This is a genomic window from Micromonospora sp. RTP1Z1, from assembly GCF_033804685.1.
Taxonomy (GTDB): domain Bacteria; phylum Actinomycetota; class Actinomycetes; order Mycobacteriales; family Micromonosporaceae; genus Micromonospora.
Window position 1 is genome coordinate 14,978 of record NZ_JAPFQV010000074.1, and the last position, 16,605, is coordinate 31,582.

Annotated in this window: 12 protein-coding genes; 8 read left to right on the forward strand and 4 right to left on the reverse strand. The window is 71.3% G+C overall.

Translation table 11 applies throughout. The annotated features are described in order from the left end of the window. Positions 1 to 176: 176 nt before the first annotated feature. The 3 genes from SLP03_RS27370 (at position 177) to SLP03_RS27380 (ending at position 5,465) form a co-directional block, all read left to right on the forward strand. Positions 177 to 641, forward strand: coding sequence for a DUF5318 domain-containing protein (locus SLP03_RS27370; protein ID WP_319463522.1), 465 nt, complete (start codon positions 177 to 179; stop codon positions 639 to 641). Between the two features lie 197 nt (positions 642 to 838). Then, the gene (locus SLP03_RS27375; RefSeq protein ID WP_319463523.1) at positions 839 to 3,670 is read left to right on the forward strand and encodes a transglycosylase domain-containing protein; all 2,832 of its coding nucleotides are present in this window, start codon (positions 839 to 841) and stop codon (positions 3,668 to 3,670) included. A 121-nt stretch (positions 3,671 to 3,791) separates the two neighbouring features. Next, positions 3,792 to 5,465, forward strand: coding sequence for a glycosyltransferase family 87 protein (locus SLP03_RS27380; RefSeq protein WP_319463524.1), 1,674 nt, complete (start codon positions 3,792 to 3,794; stop codon positions 5,463 to 5,465). Positions 5,466 to 5,494: 29 nt separating this feature from the next. Here the strand turns inward: SLP03_RS27380 and SLP03_RS27385 are convergent, their stop codons facing one another. Both SLP03_RS27385 and SLP03_RS27390 read right to left on the reverse strand, forming a co-directional pair. Beyond that, a complete protein-coding gene (locus SLP03_RS27385; RefSeq protein ID WP_413644755.1) occupies positions 5,495 to 7,654 on the reverse strand; it encodes a hypothetical protein in 2,160 nt (719 codons plus the stop codon). A gap of 65 nt (positions 7,655 to 7,719) precedes the next feature. Beyond that, positions 7,720 to 8,511, reverse strand: a complete 792-nt coding sequence (locus tag SLP03_RS27390; RefSeq protein WP_319463526.1) for a deoxyribonuclease IV — start codon at positions 8,509 to 8,511, stop codon at positions 7,720 to 7,722. 596 nt (positions 8,512 to 9,107) lie between these two features. Between SLP03_RS27390 and rpsF the strand changes: the two genes are divergently transcribed. The 4 genes from rpsF to rplI all read left to right on the forward strand — a co-directional run bounded on the left by rpsF (position 9,108) and on the right by rplI (position 10,755). Continuing rightward, a complete protein-coding gene (gene rpsF, locus SLP03_RS27395) occupies positions 9,108 to 9,398 on the forward strand; it encodes a 30S ribosomal protein S6 (RefSeq protein WP_120683045.1) in 291 nt (96 codons plus the stop codon). A gap of 81 nt (positions 9,399 to 9,479) precedes the next feature. Further along, a complete protein-coding gene (locus tag SLP03_RS27400) occupies positions 9,480 to 10,013 on the forward strand; it encodes a single-stranded DNA-binding protein (protein WP_319463527.1) in 534 nt (177 codons plus the stop codon). 41 nt (positions 10,014 to 10,054) lie between these two features. Continuing rightward, a complete protein-coding gene (rpsR, locus tag SLP03_RS27405; RefSeq protein WP_007073789.1) occupies positions 10,055 to 10,294 on the forward strand; it encodes a 30S ribosomal protein S18 in 240 nt (79 codons plus the stop codon). Between the two features lie 14 nt (positions 10,295 to 10,308). Continuing rightward, positions 10,309 to 10,755 (forward strand): 50S ribosomal protein L9, encoded by a 447-nt coding sequence (gene rplI, locus SLP03_RS27410; protein WP_319463528.1) that lies wholly within the window; start codon positions 10,309 to 10,311, stop codon positions 10,753 to 10,755. A 122-nt stretch (positions 10,756 to 10,877) separates the two neighbouring features. Here rplI and SLP03_RS27415 read toward each other — a convergent pair whose 3' ends face one another. Beyond that, positions 10,878 to 12,422, reverse strand: a complete 1,545-nt coding sequence (locus tag SLP03_RS27415) for a hypothetical protein (protein WP_319463529.1) — start codon at positions 12,420 to 12,422, stop codon at positions 10,878 to 10,880. A 392-nt stretch (positions 12,423 to 12,814) separates the two neighbouring features. Between SLP03_RS27415 and dnaB the strand changes: the two genes are divergently transcribed. Then, positions 12,815 to 15,634 carry a replicative DNA helicase gene (gene dnaB, locus SLP03_RS27420; protein WP_413644754.1) on the forward strand — a complete coding sequence of 940 codons (2,820 nt, stop codon included), beginning with the start codon at positions 12,815 to 12,817 and terminating at the stop codon, positions 15,632 to 15,634. Between the two features lie 45 nt (positions 15,635 to 15,679). Here the strand turns inward: dnaB and SLP03_RS27425 are convergent, their stop codons facing one another. Continuing rightward, the gene (locus tag SLP03_RS27425) at positions 15,680 to 16,360 is read right to left on the reverse strand and encodes a maleylpyruvate isomerase N-terminal domain-containing protein (protein ID WP_319463530.1); all 681 of its coding nucleotides are present in this window, start codon (positions 16,358 to 16,360) and stop codon (positions 15,680 to 15,682) included. Positions 16,361 to 16,605 lie beyond the last annotated feature (245 nt).

Genomic DNA, 16,605 nt, shown 5'->3' on the forward strand with positions numbered 1-16,605 from the left:
CCGGCGCGGAGCTGATTACCCCCGGACATGGCCGGTAACCGCCGCGATGTATCGGACCGATACATCGCACGTTAGCGGAGACTCCTCGATCAGGGCAAACCCCTGTTCCGACGTGCTGTCGTCACGGATCGTCACGATGGTCGCCTCGCCCCGCCGGACCGCGTACCCTTTGCCGCATGCGTACGCAGCGCCAGGTCGTCGACTACTCGCTCCAGAAGCGAGCAGCGCTGCGTGAGCTCCTCGCCGGCCGGGTCGGCACGTACGACGTCTGCGACGCCTCGCCGTACCTGAAGAACGCCGCCCGGTTCCACGGCGAACCCACCGAGCAGCGGTGCCCGATCTGCCGCAGCGAGAACCTCATCCACGTCCACTACATTTACGGGGACGAACTCAAGCAGTCCGCCGGCCAGGCGCGTACCCGGGCCGAGTTGCCCGTCCTGGCGATGACGCTGCGTGAATTCCAGGTCTTCGTGGTGGAGGTGTGCCTCGGCTGTGACTGGAACCATCTCATCGAGCAGTTCCTGCTCGGCCGGGACGGGCTGGCCGGCGGCACGGAGGACGGGTCGGAGCCGGGTGCGGTGAGCGGCTTGTCCGCCCCGAACGGTTCCACCCCTCGTCGAAGGCGAGAGGCGCAACGGTGATTCCAGCTGTATCGGCCGACCCCGGCCCGGGTGACGACGGGTGGGCGGACCGACAGCTTCGAGGTCTGATTAGTCCGATTGCTTCGGATTCCACGCCTGCGCCCCGGCACGCCCGGGGTGTAGCGTCTCGTGGTCCAGCTCACGGCAACCCGGTGGCGGCGTTTCCGCGCCCCACCGCGACCGGCAGGGTGTGAGGAATGAACTACGGCGATCCCAGTTCTTCGCGTGGGCGGGACCAGATCCCGGGCCCGAACGGCGACCCCGGATCCGGTGGGAGTCCGCACGGGACCGGCTGGTCATCCGCCCCGGAAGGTGGGGCCTCGGCCCGCGCCTCCGTACCGCCCCGGGGCTCCGCGTCCGGCGGACGGGCCTCGGGCGGCGGCGCGGCACCCGCTCCGCGCGACGGTGCCGCGGGCGTGGCCTCGGTGGGCCGGGCCGGCCCCGGACGGGCCTCGGTCCCGCCGGCGCCCGGTGCCGCCCCGGGTCGGGCCGGCGCCGGCCGCGCCTCGGTGCCGGTCTCCCCGGCCCCGGGCGGTCCGGCGGGTCGCTCCTCGGTGGGCTCGGCCGCGGTGGGCTCGGCCGGGCGGGCGAGTGTCGGCTCGGCGGCCGTGGGTGGCCGGGCCGCGGTGGCCCGCGCCGGTGTGCCGGGCATGGCGGGCGGCGGTCCGGGTGGCCCCGGTGGACCGAACGGGCCGGGCCGCGGCGGTCGCGGTGGCCGTGGTGACGATCCGGGCGCGGCGGCCCGGGCGAAGAAGCGCAAGCGGATCAACATGCTGATCGCCAGCTTCGCGGTCTTCATCATGCTCGCCGGCATCGGCGTGGTCGGCTTCACCTACTACTCCACCAAGGTCATCCTCCCCGAGGACGTCACCCCGCCGCTGGCCAGCACCATCTACGCGGGCGACGGTAAGGAGGTCATCGCCAAGGTCGGCGCGGAGAACCGCACCTTCGTCGCCATCAAGGACATCCCGCAGTGGGTGCAGGACGCGGTCGCCGCGGCGGAGGACCGGAACTTCTACCGGCACTCCGGTGTGGACTACAAGGGCATCGCCCGCGCCGCCTGGAACAACTTCACCGGCGGCGAGAAGCAGGGCGCCTCGACCATCACCCAGCAGTACGCCCGCAACGCCTACGACAACCTCAAGCAGGACACGTACGGGCGGAAGGTGAAGGAGGCGATCCTCGCCTCCAAGCTGAACGACAAGTACGACAAGCCGACGATCATGCAGCACTACCTGAACGTCATCTACTTCGGGCGGGGCGCGTACGGCATCGAGGCGGCGGCCCAGACGTACTTCCACAAACACACCAACCAGCTGACCGTCGCCGAGGCCGCGGTGCTCGCAGCGCTGATCAAGCAACCGGAGCCGAGCGCCACGCACAAGGGCTACGATCCGGCGATCAACCCGCAGCCCGCGCTCGACCGGTGGAACTACGTGATCAGCGGCATGATCACCGAGGGCTGGTTGGACGCGCCGGGCAAGCAGAAGCACCCGACCGAGTACCCGACCAAGACGCTCCAGAAGCCCAGCGCGAAGGGCGTCGGCGTCGACTTCGGCATCAACACCCCGTACGGCAACGTGATCAACTATGTGGCGCAGGAGATGCGGGACAAGAAACTCTGCACCGACAACGACGCTGAGGTCACCGACAACAAGCCGCTCTGCTCGCAGGCGCTCAGTAAGGGCGGCTACCGGATCACCACCACCATCGACACCAAGACGCAGAAGGCCGCGCTCGAGGCGGCCCAGCGCAAGACCAAGGGCTCCGAGCTGGACGGCCAGCCGAAGAACCTGATGGCGGCCGTGGTGTCGATCGAGCCGAAGACCGGCCGGGTGCTCGCCTACTACGGCGGTGACAACGGCACCGGCACCGACTTCGCCGGCAAGAACTACGACAACGGCGTCGTCAGCGGCGGGCACTCGCCGGGATCGAGCTTCAAGATCTACACCCTCGCCGCAGCGCTGGATGCCGGCAAGTCGGTCGAGTCCCGCTGGAAGGGCAAGGCGTTCACCCCGGAGGGGACCAAGTTCAAGGTCAGCAACGCCGGCACCGACGACCCGTCCTGCCACAACTCCTGCACCCTCGAGGTGTCGACGCTGAAGTCGCTGAACGTGCCGTTCTACTACGTGACCCAGGACATCGGCCCGGACAAGGTCGTCAACATGGCCAAGCAGGCCGGCATCACGACGATGTGGCAGACGGACACCAACCCGGCGAAGGCGCACGACCTCACCAAGGAGAAGCCGGAGGACCTGGCGCCGTCGCCCTTCTTCCACGTGGTCGGCTACGGCCAGTACCCGATCACCGTGCTGGACCACGCCAACGGCGTCGCCACCTTCGCCAACGAGGGGAAGTACAACAAGGCCCACTTCGTCAAGCTGGTGGAGAAGCAGGACCAGCAGACGGGTACCTGGCGCAAGCTGGGCGGTGAGCAACTCGACCCGCGGGGCGGCCAGCAGCGGATCAAGAAGGACGTCGTGCACGACGTCACCTCGGTGCTGGAGAAGTACCCGGCCGCGGTGAACCGGCGGCTCGCCGACGGCCGGAAGGCCGCCGAGAAGACCGGTACCTGGGAGCTGAACGAGAAGACCTCCGACAACGGTGACGCCTGGATGATCGGCTACACGCCGCAGCTCGCCACCGCCGTCTGGGTCGGCAACGTCGGCCGCCGCCTGAAGATCGAGGACAAGGGCGGCAACAAGATCAGCGGCGCCAAGATGCCGGGCGCCATCTTCCAGCGGTTCATGAACGAGGCGCTCAAGGGCGAGAAGGAGCTGGACTTCCCGGAGGCCGCGCACGTCGGCGACCCGAACTCCGGCAACGGCGAGGCTGCCCCGCCGCCGGTTGACCCGCAGCAGCCGCCGGGTTGCCCGAGCCCGCTGAGCCCGTTCTGCCCGCCCGTCAACGGTGGCGGCAACGGCAACGGCAACGGCGGGAACAATGGACCGACCAACCCGTTCGACCCGCGACCCGGCGGTGGCGGTGGCGGGATCCTTCCGACCACACCACCACGCCAGACGTACTGATCTCCACGCACCGCCGACGGCGGCCGGACCACGGGTCCGGCCGCCGTCGGCGTATCCGCGTACCGGATTTGTGTGGTCGAGGCGGGACGCCGACCCCTGCCGTACGGCAGGATTCCTCTCCATGAGCACCCAGTCGACGGCAGGCATCGACGACGGCGGGACCACCGACCACCCGTCCCGCTCGGACGGCTTCGTCCGCGGCGTCTCCGAGGTGATCGGCGGACCGCTGGGCGACCACGCGGTCGCGCTGGACCGGCCGGCCGGCCGGGAGGGCCGGTTCTGGACGGCCACCCGGATCGTGCTGGCCCTGGTCTGCCTGACCCTCGCCCTGCACTGGGTGCAGAAGTCGCCCTGCCAGGACGGCGCCTGGCAGAACAACGTGCAGTACACCCGGCTCTGCTACACCGACGTGCTGGCGCTCTACTACGCCGAGGGCCTCAACGAGGGCAAGGTCCCGTACGCCGACCACCCCGTCGAGTACCCGGTGCTGACCGGGTACTTCATGGGGGCGCTCGGGCTGCCGGTGCACGCCCTCGGCGCCGACAACCCGGGCATCAACCAGGGGCAGTGGTTCTACAACCTGAACGCGCTGGTGCTCAGCGCGCTCGCGGTGGCCACCGTGGCGGTCATCCTCGCCCTACGCCGACGACGGCCATGGGACGCGGCGCTGTTCGCGCTCTCCCCAGCGCTGCTGCTCACCGCCACGGTCAACTGGGACCTGCTCGCCGTCGGGCTGGCCGCGTTCGGCCTGCTGGCCTGGGCGCGCCGACGACCCGCCCTGGCCGGGGTGCTGCTCGGCCTCGGCGGGGCGGCGAAGATGTGGCCGCTGTTCCTGCTCGGACCCATCCTGGTGCTCGCGCTGCGTGCCGGCCGGATCCGCCCCACTCGAAAGACCATGGTGAGGACGAGAGTCCCAGCCAGGGCCTTGGACATTCCAAGGTCATGGATCATCCGGCGTGTCATTAGGGTGCCATCAGCCGTCCGACGGCTTCTTGGCCCACTTCAGGTCCATGCGCAGCGCATCGTGCAGCGCTTGCGTGACAGTCATATCCACGCCGCGCTCACCGCCATCGCCACTGGTGTGGTGGCGTTGGTCGCGGTCAACCTGCCGGTGGCCCTGCCCTACCGGGAGAGCTGGGGCCGGTTCTTCGAGCTGAACACCACCCGGCCGATCGACTGGGGCACCCTCTGGTACATCGGCCGCTACCTCGACGGGAAGGTGAGCCCCGGCGACCAGGGGCCGTTCGAGTGGCTGAACGCCCACATTCCCGCCCTCAACTGGGTGTCGTACCTCCTCTTCGGACTTGCCTGCCTCGGGGTGGCCGCGCTGGCGCTGCTGGCGCCGCGCCGGCCGCGGCTCGCGCAGCTCGCCTTCCTGGTGGTCGCCGCCTTCCTGATCTTCAGCAAGGTCTGGTCCCAGCAGTTCGTGCTCTGGCTGCTTCCGCTCGCGGTGCTCGCCCGCCCCCGCTGGGGCGCCTTCCTCGCCTGGCAGCTCGCCGAGGTCTGCTACTTCGCGGCCTTCTACGGCGAGCTGCTCGGCGCGGCGACCAGCCGGCCGGTCTTCCCGGAGGGGGTGTTCGTGCTGGCCGCCAGCCTCCGGCTGATCACCGTCGCGGTGCTCTGCGGCTTCGTGATCCGGGACATCCTGCGCCCCGAGCGCGACGTGGTCCGGCACACCTACGCCGACGACCCGGACGGTGGCGTCCTCGACGGCTCCCCCGACGCCCCCTGGTACGTCCGCTGGCGCGCCCGCTCCTCGACGGGTTCCGCGGCGACCGATCCCATCACGGCGTAGTAGGACGTCGACCCCCACCCCGGCCGGGGTCAGAGGTGGTAGACGACCGCGTCGCCGACCTCCTCACGGGTGACGCCCAGCCCGTCGACCGGATTGTCGACGATCCGCTCCCAGGGTGTGCCGGCCAGCTGGCCACGCAGGATCACCACGTTGCGGACGCCCAGGGTGCGCAGGTAGTCGACGCTGGGCTGGTCCGGGAAGCCGAGGGTCAGCTCGCGGACCTTGGCGAGGGTGTCCGGGGTGAAGCCGCTGCCGCCGTTGACCAGCTCCGGGAACCGGCTGGTCGACCAGAGCATCACCGGTTGGTCCAGGTTCTGGCTGCTCGGCAGGACCAGTATCGGACCGTCCACGGTCCGCATCGCCGCCGGCTGCACCGGCACCACCGGGTGCGGGGTGGTGTTCAGCCCCTCCACGATCACCAGCAGCAGCGGCAGCAGGGTGGCCAGCCGCAGCCAGGGCCCGGGCCACGGCGGCACCCGCTCGGCGACCAGCTCGCGTACCCGGGCGGCGAACGCGGTGACCGCGCCCGCGGCGAGCAGCCCGAGCAACAGGGTGGTCCAGAGCATCATCCGGCCGGGCGTCCGCAGCCCGTTCCAGCCGGGCAGGTGCTCGAAGAGCGGCACGTAGGTGAAGGTGCCGTGGAAGAACCGGGTGCCCATCGCCAGGGCCATCGTCACCAGCACCCCGGCGAGCAGCAGCAGCCGGTGCCGCAGCCGCCAGACCGAGAAGAAGAGGCCGCCGGCGGCCAGCGCGTAGAGCACGAAGCCGGGCAGCAGGGTCATCTCCGGGTGCCAGGGCAGCGCGGCCCGCGCCCCCTCGTGCAGACCACCCCAGATCCGGGACTCCGCCGGCGCGGTGAAGAAGCCGCTCGCCGGCGGCGAGTAGATGGCGATGTCGCCGATCGTCCGCTCCGCGTTCGGGTGCAGCTCGGCGACCTTGAAGTACGGTACGGCCAGCAACGCGCCCACCGCGGCGAAGAGCGCGCCGCCGATCAGGTCGGCGAGGAGCAGCCGAGCGCCGAACGGTCGCTTCGTCGGCCGGACCAGCCAACGCCGGACGCACCAGATCACCGCCGACACCAGCACGATGCCGGCCAGCAGGTAGGCGAACGGCAGGCCGATGCCGAAGCCCAGGCTGAGCTGCCACGCCGCCACCATCCAGCCGGTGTACGCCCAGCCGTCGTGCCGGCGCCCCGGCCGGTAGCCGTACCGCAGGGACCAGCCGTGACCCCGGGCGAGCATGGCCAGCGCCAGCGGGATGCCGCCGTTGGAGACGATGTGCAGGTGCCCGGCCTGGGCCAGCAGCCACGGGGCGTACGTGTAGCTGGCCCCGGCCACCGCCGCCCCGATCCGGCCCGCGCCCAACTGCCGCGCCAACGCGTACGCCCCGAGCGTGGCGAGCGCGTGGGCCAGCACGAACATGATGTTGTAGCGCAGCACCGCCGCCTCGGGACCGTTGCCGATCATGCCGGCGGGGGCGTACCCGAGCAGGGTGTCGGAGAAGGCGAAGCTCCACTTCTCCGGGAAGAACGTGTTGGACTGCCAGAGCTGCGCCGGATCGGTCAGCAGGATGTGCCCGGACCAGGCCATCTGCCAGGACTGCAGGCTCGGGTCCCAGTAGTCCTGCGGCAGCGTGTAGAGCGGGTAGCGCAGCGTCGGCCAGGTGAGCAGGACGGCCAGGGCCAGCGCGGCGACGCCCGCCAGGGTCCACTCGTGCACCAGGCACCGGCCCACCGCGCGGACCGCCCGGCGAGGCCGGGTGAGCACCGGGTCGGAGGCGGGGCCGAAGGCGGACCAGGGGTCGGCCTGCTCCGTACCCTCGGCGGGCGCATCCTTGGCCGCGGCCTTGCCGGCCGTCCCTGCCCTGCCGGTCTGCCCGGCGGCGGTCCCAGCACCGTCGCCGTCGGCGGCGGTCTTCGACCCGCCGTCCGTCCCGGCGGGCTCGTCCGTCCGGGCGGTGGTCCCGCCCGTCGTGCCGGCCGAGCTCCGGTCGGTGGTGCCGCCCTCGCCGGTCCTCCCGGCGGCCGGTCCGTCCCCGGCGGCCGCGCCGGCGACGGCCTCTCCGACGGCGGGCCCGCCGTCGGCGGTCGACGCGGCCGCCGACTGGTCCTTCGCGGCCCCTCCGGCGGTGGTGCCGTCCGTCGCCCGAGCGGCGGGGCTGCTGTCGGTGCCGGCGGACCCGACGGGCAGCCGGGTGTCGTCGTTGGTGGTCGAGCCGGCCCGGCCGCCGTCCGTCGCGTCCGACTGCTCGGTGGTCATGCCGCCGGCATCCCCGTGCCGAGCTGTCCGCGCAGGAAGGCGATGTCCGCCGCCTGTCCGTCGACCCCACCGGGCGTCTCCACGATCACCGGGGCGCCGGCCACGCGGATCACCGCCACCACCAGCTCGGGGTCGATCGTGCCGCCGTCGAGGTTGTCGTGCCGGTCCTGCCCCGAGTTGAAGGCGCCCTTGGAGTTGTTCGCGTGCACCAGGTCGATCCGGCCGGTGATCGCCTTGACCCGGTCGACCAACCCCAGCAGCTCCTCGCCGCCGGCGTGAGCGTGGCAGGTGTCCAGGCAGAAGCCCACCTCGTGGTCTCCGAGGGCGTCCCAGAGCCGGGCCAGCGCGTCCAGGTGTCGGGCGCAGGCGTTGTCGCCCCCGGCGGTGTTCTCGATCAGAACCGGGAGCGGGAAGCCGCCGGAGTCGGCCGCGTACGCGAACGTCTTCCGCCAGTTGTCGAAGCCGACCGCCAGGTCCTCACCGGCGTTGACGTGACCGCCGTGCACGATCAGCCCCTTCGCGCCGATGGCCGCGGCCGCCGTGGCGTGGCCCAGCAACAGCTTGCGGCTGGGAATCCGGATCCGGTTGTTGAGCGTGGCCACGTTGATGACGTACGGCGCGTGGACGTAGAGGTCGACGTCCGCGCCGCGCAGCCGCTCGGCGTCCTCCCGGGGCTTCGGGGCCTTCCATCCCTGTGGATCGGAGAGGAAGAACTGCACGGTCTCGGCGTCGCGGGCGGCGGCCTCGGCCAGCGGGTCGGTCGGATCGACGTGGGCTCCGATTCGCATGCAGGGGAGCCTACGTCGCGCCCCCGACGTGCGGGGTGACGGCGGCGACCGTGTCCCGACACCCCGGACCGACGACGCCGGGGCCCGTGTGGTGGCGACCGGGCGCGTCACCCGGCGGGCGGGCGGTCGTTGTGCGAGGTGGGATCGATGGTCGACGCGCCGCCCTGGCTCGGTCGCGTCACCCATCGAACGATCGAGACAGCGGGCGGGGCAAATTCCTCCATTTGCCCCAAGCGGTGACGAGAGCCGTTGTATGGTCAGATCAGCTGACAACACAATAAAGCTCCGCGGGGCGTCCTCGATCCAACCTCATCGGTGTGGTCGTTCCTCCCCAGGTCCCACCCAAGGAATGCGGACGGGACGCCCCGCGGCCTCGTGGACAGGGGTCCACCACCGGTGCTCGACGCCGGCGGTGGACCCCTGTCGCCGCGCCCGGCCGGTCCCACCGACCGGCCCGGGTGATGATCGTCCCGACCGGGTATCCTGGTGCAGTTGTCCGCGTTCGGCCGGGTCCCCCCGGTACCGGACCGGGCACGACGCAGACCTCCTGCCGCGGAAGGACCGTGGCCGCATAGCCCACAGGAGGTGAGCACGTCTTGCGTCATTACGAAATCATGGTGATCCTCGATTCCAGCCTCGAGGAACGCACCGTCGCCCCGTCGCTCGACACGTACCTGAACGTGATCCGGACCGCGGGTGGCTCGGTCGAGAAGACCGACGTGTGGGGCCGCCGGCGCCTCGCGTACGAGATCAACAAGAAGGCCGAGGGCATCTACGCCGTCATCGACCTGCAGGCGACGCCTGCGGCGGTGGCTGAGCTGGATCGTCAGTTGCGGCTCAACGAGTCCGTGCTGCGCACCAAGGTCATCCGGCCGGAGATGCGCTAAGCATTCAACCCCGGTTCGCCCGGATCAGCCTCACCGGCTCTGTCGTACGGCTCTGAGAGCCTGTACGGCGGAGACTGATGAGTGCGCGAGGAGATGGTCATGGCAGGAGACACCACCATCACGGTCATCGGCAACCTGACCGATGACCCCGAGTTGCGATTCACCCCGTCGGGTGCGGCGGTCGCCAAGTTCCGGGTCGCTTCGACGCCCCGGTTCATGGACAAGACCACCAACGAATGGAAGGACGGCGAGCCGCTCTTCCTGGCCTGCACCGTGTGGCGGCAGGCGGCGGAGCACGTCGCCGAGTCGCTCCAGCGGGGCGCCCGCGTGATCGTCTCGGGCCGGCTGCGTCAGCGGTCGTACGAGACCCGCGAGGGTGAGAAGCGCACCGTCATCGAGCTCGAGGTCGACGAGATCGGCCCGTCGCTGCGCTACGCCACGGCGAAGGTGCAGAAGATGTCCCGCTCCGGCGGCGGTGGCGGCGGCTTCGGTGGCGGCGGCGGTGGTGGTGGCCAGGGCGGCGGAGGCAACTCCGACGACCCGTGGGCTTCTGCTGCGCCGTCTCCCGCGCGTGCCGGTTCGGGCGGCAATTTTGATGAGGAGCCCCCGTTCTAATGGCGCCGAGCGCCCGCGATCGCAAACCAGGAGCAAGGTCAATGGCCAAGGCTGCGGCCCTTCGCAAGCCGAAGAAGAAGGTGAACCCGCTCGACAAGGACGGGATCACCTATATCGATTACAAGGACACCGCGCTGCTGCGCAAGTTCATCTCCGACCGCGGCAAGATCCGCGCTCGGCGGGTGACCGGCGTCACCTCGCAGCAGCAGCGACAGATCGCCCGTGCGGTCAAGAACGCCCGTGAGATGGCGCTCCTGCCGTACACCGCCACGGCCCGCTGAGAGGAGGCACCGACATGAAGATCATCCTTACTCAGGAGGTGTCCGGTCTCGGTGCGCCGGGTGACATCGTCGAGGTCAAGAACGGCTTCGGCCGGAACTACCTGCTGCCGCAGGGCTTCGCGATCACCTGGACCAAGGGCGCGGAAAAGCAGGTCACGGTCATCAAGCGGGCCCGCTCGGCCCGGGAGATCCGCGACCTCGACCACGCCAACGAGGTCAAGGCCCAGCTCGAGGGTCTCAAGGTCACCCTGAAGGTCCGCGCCGGCGAGGGTGGCCGGCTCTTCGGCTCGGTCACCCCGGCCGAGATCGTCGACGCCGTCAAGGCGGCCGGCGGCCCGGTCCTGGACCGTCGTCGGCTGGAGGTGCCCGGTCACATCAAGTCGACCGGCACCTACCCGGTGAGCGTCAAGCTGCACCCCGAGGTGACCGCCAAGTTCGACCTCAACGTCGTCCAGGGCTGACATCCCGACAGCACCACGGAAGGGCCCGCACCGGAAACGGTGCGGGCCCTTCCGCATTGGAACGCCGCGCGGGTGGGCCGGCGCCGCACCACCTCTAGGCCTCGCCGGGGCGGGGCCGTCGCTCAGCCGATCGGCTGGCCGGTCAGCGCGCTGATCATCACCGTGGAGAGACCGCCACCGACCACCGCCGCCGCCAGCGCCACCGTCGCCGACCGCCAGGTCGTCCCGACCCGGCGCAACAGCACCGCGATGACCAGGCTGCTCGCCAGCGCCAGCCCGAACCGCGGCGCGCCGGCGATCAGCGAACTGAAGGCGTGCGCCCGGGGCGAGTCACAGCCCCCGCCCGTGATGTCGGTGACGCAGCCCGACGGCGCCTGCCCGTCAAGCGTCAGCAGCCAGAGGAAGACCAGCACCGCGGGCACCAGGTAGCAGGCGGCCGTGTAGACCAGCGAGCGGATCGGCCCGCCCGGATCCGGGTCCAGCAGGTCGTCCTCGAGCCGGCGGCCCCACGACCCACCGCCGATCGTCTCGATCCGCCGCCGGACCGACGCCCCGCCGGTGCCTCGGCCACCGTCCACCGGCTCGACCCGGCGCTGCGGCACCGTACGCGGGCGCGGCGCGCTGTAGGCGACCACGGGTGAGCGCGGCGCGGAGGACGGAGCATCCACCCAGCGGGGATCGTCGCCGGCCAACCGGGTCCCGGACCAGAAACCCTCGGCCTGCTTCGTTGACGACCACCCCTCGGTCCCCCGTTCCCGCAGCGGGGTGGGCGGCACCGTCCGGTCCCACTCGTCGGCCTCGGCGTACCGGTCAAACCGGCCCGTGTCGGCGAAGCGGTCCCACTGGCCGGTGTCGGTGAACCGGTCCCACTCACCGGTGTGGTCGGACCGGTCCCAGCGCCCGGTGCCGTCCGCCTGGTCCCATCGCCCGCCGGTCGCGGGGCGGTCCCAGGCCTGCACCCCGGAGGCGTCCCACGGGTCGACCGCCTGCCGCTCGGCGGGATCCGGCTCGGCCGGCCCGCCCCGCTCCCACGAATCGGTCGCCGGCCGCGACCACGAATCGGCCGCCGCCCGCCGGCTGCGCCGGTACGGCCGCCCGGTGTCCCAGCGGTCGGGCGCCGCCTCGGACGAAGCCGAGTCCTCCACGCCCGACCAGATCACCTGCGGGCTACGGGACGGGGCGCGACGCGGCCGGCTCAGCGGCGCGGGACCGGAGACCGGGTGGCCCCCGGCGGACTCGGCGCGCCGGCTCCCGACGTACCCCTGATCCTGCGGCGTGTCGAGGGTCCACTCGCCGGTGTGTTCGCCGGCCGTGCCGGCGCCGATGGCGCGCGGCTCGGGCCGGTCCGACTCCCGGCGCCAGCCGGTCTCGGCGGGCGCGCGCCACCTGTCGTCCGTACGCGGGCGGTCGGGTTCGTCGTCGTCGGGGGCGGAGTGCCGGCCCCCGCCGTCCGCCCGAATGATCCCCGACTCCAGGGCCCAGCGGGGAAGGTAGGGGTCGACCGGCTCATCGTGGCCCCGCTCGCTGGCGCGGCGGCGGCTGGGGGTGCGGTAACGGTCCGACGCGTACGGGTCGACCTGGAGCGGCTCGGCGGGATCGTCCCAGGGGTCGATCGGCTGGCGCTCGCGCGGGCTGCCCTCCCCGCTTCCCCAGTCCCGGTAGCTCACGGCCGGAGCGTGACCCTTCTCAACCGAAAGTGCAATCCGCTGTCGAGGTGTAGCCGTTCGCTGAGATAGTACGGGACGATCGGCGCCTCGGCCCGACCCAAAATCTTCCGTCCACAGGGTGGGGATTGCATAACCGCTGGTCAGAGCATTCTCGGCCGGAATTCCCCAGCTCTTGTCCACATGCTGTGCACACCCTGCGCACATGCCTGTGTACCGGCGTCCACAGGTTGTCCCGAGGCTTGTCCACCGACGTTGTTGAGTGGCTGACCTCGGGTTCCGTATGGTTGGCCCCCGACCGTCCGGCGGTGGCCCCCGATCGACGGAGGGTCGTCGGAAGTTGTCAGACGCCGGCGGTAGACCTGGACCGGATCCGAACGCAGTGAGGGGGACCCGTGTCGGTCGCCGACGACATGCGGACGGAGCGGTCTGGTGGGCAGCAGTCCGCGCCGGCGCCCCGCGAGGGGCATTTCGATCGGACCCCACCCCAGGACGTCGCCGCCGAGCAGTGCGTTCTCGGCGGCATGCTGCTCTCCAAGGACGCCATTGCCGACGTCGTCGAGATCCTGAAGTCCACCGACTTCTACCGCCCGGTGCACGCCACCATCTTCGACGCGATCCTCGACATCTACGGCCGGGGCGAGCCGGCCGACCCGATCACCGTCGCGGCCGCCCTCGCCGACTCCGGCGACCTGGCCCGGATCGGCGGCGCGCCCTACCTGCACACGCTCATCGCCAGTGTGCCGACGGCCGCGAACGCGGCCTACTACGCGCGGATCGTGGGCGAGCGGGCTGTGCTGCGTCGGCTGGTCGAGGCCGGCACCAAGATCGTCCAGCTCGGGTACGGCACCGGGCAGGGTGGCAGCCGGGACGTGGACGACATCGTCGACCTGGCCCAGCAGGCCGTCTACGACATCACCGAGCGGCGGGTCAACGAGGACTTCGCGGTGCTCGCCGACATGCTCCAGCCGACCCTCGACGAGATCGAGGCGGTGGGCGCACATGGTGGGATGATGACCGGGGTGCCGACCGGCTTCAGCGACCTCGACCGGCTCCTCAACGGCCTGCACCCGGGCCAGCTCATCATCGTGGCCGGGCGACCGGGTCTCGGAAAGGCGCTCGCGCTCGACACCCCGCTGCCGACGCCCGACGGCTGGACCACCATGGGCGAGGTGGCAGTCGGTGACCGGCTGCTGGCGGCGGACGGCACCCCGACCACCGTCACCGCGGCGTTCGAGGTGATGCACGACCGCCCCTGCTACGAGGTGGAGTTCTCGGACGGCTCGGTGATCGTGGCGGACGCCGAGCACCTCTGGAAGACGACCACCCGGGCCAGTCGTCGGCAGCCCGAGGCGCGTAAACGCCACTACTGGTCGGAGTCTTCCCTGGCCAAGGTGCGCGCGGCCGAGGCCACGGTCGGTGCCGAGCCGCAGCGTCTGGTCACCTTCGCGCAGGCCGTCGAGCAGGTTGGCCCTGAGTTCCGGAACGTGTTGCACACCGTCGCCCGGCAGGTGGGTGCCAACGGTCGGATCACCCGGCCGGTGACCCGGGCGGGCAAGGCGCGAAACTGGAGCGCGCCCGGCTACCCCGCCGGGCCGCTCCTGACCGGACTCCGCGAGCGGGCCGAGCGTCAGGTCAACGATGGCGCCCGGGTGCGCCACGACGGGGTCGTGACGACCGCCGAGATCGCCGCCACCCTGCGTACCGACACGGCCGACCGCCGGCTGAACCACGCGGTCGAGAACTGCGGGCCGCTCCAACTGCCCGAGCGGGACCTGCTCGTCCCCCCCTATGTCCTCGGCGTCTGGCTCGGCGACGGGCACACCGGGGCGAGCCGGTTCACCACCGCCGACGCCGAGATGATCGACCTGGTCGCGCGAGACGGCTTCGTCGTACGTCGCAGCGGGCCGATGGCGTACACCATCGTGCCGCCAGCTCCCGCCGCCACGGCTGACCGCACCTGTGCCGACTGCGGCTGCTCTACCCGGGCCCTGCGGGAGAATTCGGCGATCCAGCGTTGCGCTGCGTGTCATGAGCAGAACGGTTCCTTCCTCGCCCTGCTACGGCGAATCGGGGTCGCGGCGGAGAAGCACATCCCGCGGGACTACCTGCGGGCCTCGGAGGCCCAGCGTCGGGCGCTGCTGGCCGGCCTGATGGACACCGACGGGACGGTGGCTCCAACGGGCAACCTCCAGTACACCTCGACCTCCAAGCGGTTGGCCGAGGATGTCAGGGAGCTCCTGGTGAGCCTCGGCTACCGCTGCACGGCCAACGAGAAGCGGGTGCCGGGCCGTACCGAGGCCTCGTCGATTGCGTACACCCTGAACTTCTCCACGCCCGACACGGTCTTCCGGCTGGTCAGAAAGCGTACGACGCACGCGGCCCGGCGGCGGACCTCGTCGGACGTCCGGACGACTTCGCGCTTCATCGTGGACGTCCGGCCGGTGGCCAGCGTGCCGGTCCGCTGCGTCACGGTGGACAACCCCGCTCACCTTTATCTGGCCGGCCGGGCCATGATCCCCACGCACAACAGCACCGCGTCGATGGACTTCGCCCGGCATGCGGCCATCCGCGCCAACCAGGCCGCCGCGATCTTCTCGCTGGAAATGAGCAAGGTCGAGATCGTCATGCGACTGCTCTCTGCCGAGGCCCGGGTGCCGCTGCACGTGCTGCGCAGCGGGCAGCTCTCCGACGACGACTGGACCAAGCTGGCCCGCTGCATGGGCGAGATCAGTGAGGCGCCGCTCTTCGTCGACGACACACCGAGCATGAACCTGATGGAGATCCGGGCCAAGGCGCGGCGGCTGAAGCAGAAGCACGACCTGAAGATGATCGTGGTCGACTACCTCCAGCTGATGACCTCACCGAAGCGCACCGAGAGCCGGCAGCAGGAGGTCGCCGACCTGTCCCGTGGCCTCAAGCTGCTGGCCAAGGAGGTCGAGTGCCCGGTCATCGCGGTGAGCCAGCTGAACCGTGGTCCGGAGCAGCGCACAGACAAGCGTCCGCAGCTGTCGGATTTGCGCGAATCCGGGTCAATTGAGCAAGACGCCGACGTAGTCATCCTGCTGCACCGCGACGACTACTACGACAAGGAGTCGCCGCGGGCGGGCGAGGCCGATTTTATTGTTGCAAAGCACCGGAACGGTCCGACCGACACCGTGACGGTCGCCGCCCAGCTGCACCTGTCGCGCTTCGTCGACATGGCCATCGGCTGAGCCCTGCCCGACTTCGGCCTGCCCGCCGAGCTGTGAGCGGCGGGGTCAGCCGATCAGCGGGAACCAGCCGGCGGCCTCGCCCAGCTCGAGGCGGTCCCGGTCGGTCAGCGGCACCCGCCCGGCCGCCCGGAGCAGGTAGTCCCGGTCGTCCCAGCCGGCGGGGCGGACGGCGTCGTCGGTGAGCAGGCCGTCCATGGGGGCCGCCGCGACCCGGGTGGGCAACTCGGCCGGGAGCGGGGCGTCGGGCAGATCCACCACCAGGTCGAGGTGGTGGATCACCGCCTCGGTGGTCAGGGTGGCGAGCAGGTCGGGAACCCGCAGCACGTGCCCCTGGGTGGTGACGAACCCGTCCGGGTCGGCCGCGGCAGCCGCCCGGACGGCGGCGGGAGCGGTGTCCGACCAGATCCGGACCACCCCGCTGGGACGGTCGAAGGCGGCCGCCGACCGGCGGGCCCACCAGGCGTGCTTCGCGCCGTCGCCGTCGCCGCCCATCGGGAACGAGCGCCAGTAGCTGACGTCGTCCACGTCGGCCGGGCCGTCGACCGGGCTGGCCAGCGCGACCAGCGCCCGCTGCGCGTCGCAGAGGACGTGGAAGAGCAGATCCGCGACCAGCCAGCCGCGGCAGCGGGTCGGCGTCTGCAGCGCCGCGTCGTCGAGCCGGCTGACCACCGCGGTGATCCCGTCGTACGCCTGCCGCAGCGCCTCGTGCTGGCGGATGGCCGTCATGTGGAGCAGCGTGCCACGACCGGAGCCGGTCGGCACACCGACGGTGACGCGGGAACGGCCGGGTCGGCGGCGTACCGACCCGACCGTCGCGGCGTCAGTCGAAGAGTTCGCCGAGGAAGCCGCCCTTGTGCTTCTTCCGCTTGTAGTGGCCGTGGTAGCCGTACTGCTGCCCGTGGCCGTACGCGGGCTGCGCGTAGCCGTGGCCAGGCGGGGGCGGCGGGACGGCGCCGTACCCGGGCTGGTGC

Coding starts and splice junctions, on each gene's coding strand:
- SLP03_RS27370 (WP_319463522.1), top strand. CDS start 177: ATGCGTACGCAGCGCCAGGTCGTCGACTACTCGCTCCAGAAGCGAGCA.
- SLP03_RS27375 (WP_319463523.1), top strand. CDS start 839: ATGAACTACGGCGATCCCAGTTCTTCGCGTGGGCGGGACCAGATCCCG.
- SLP03_RS27380 (WP_319463524.1), top strand. CDS start 3,792: ATGAGCACCCAGTCGACGGCAGGCATCGACGACGGCGGGACCACCGAC.
- SLP03_RS27390 (WP_319463526.1), bottom strand. CDS start 8,511: ATGCGAATCGGAGCCCACGTCGATCCGACCGACCCGCTGGCCGAGGCC.
- rpsR (WP_007073789.1), top strand. CDS start 10,055: ATGGCCAAGGCTGCGGCCCTTCGCAAGCCGAAGAAGAAGGTGAACCCG.
- rplI (WP_319463528.1), top strand. CDS start 10,309: ATGAAGATCATCCTTACTCAGGAGGTGTCCGGTCTCGGTGCGCCGGGT.
- SLP03_RS27425 (WP_319463530.1), bottom strand. CDS start 16,360: ATGACGGCCATCCGCCAGCACGAGGCGCTGCGGCAGGCGTACGACGGG.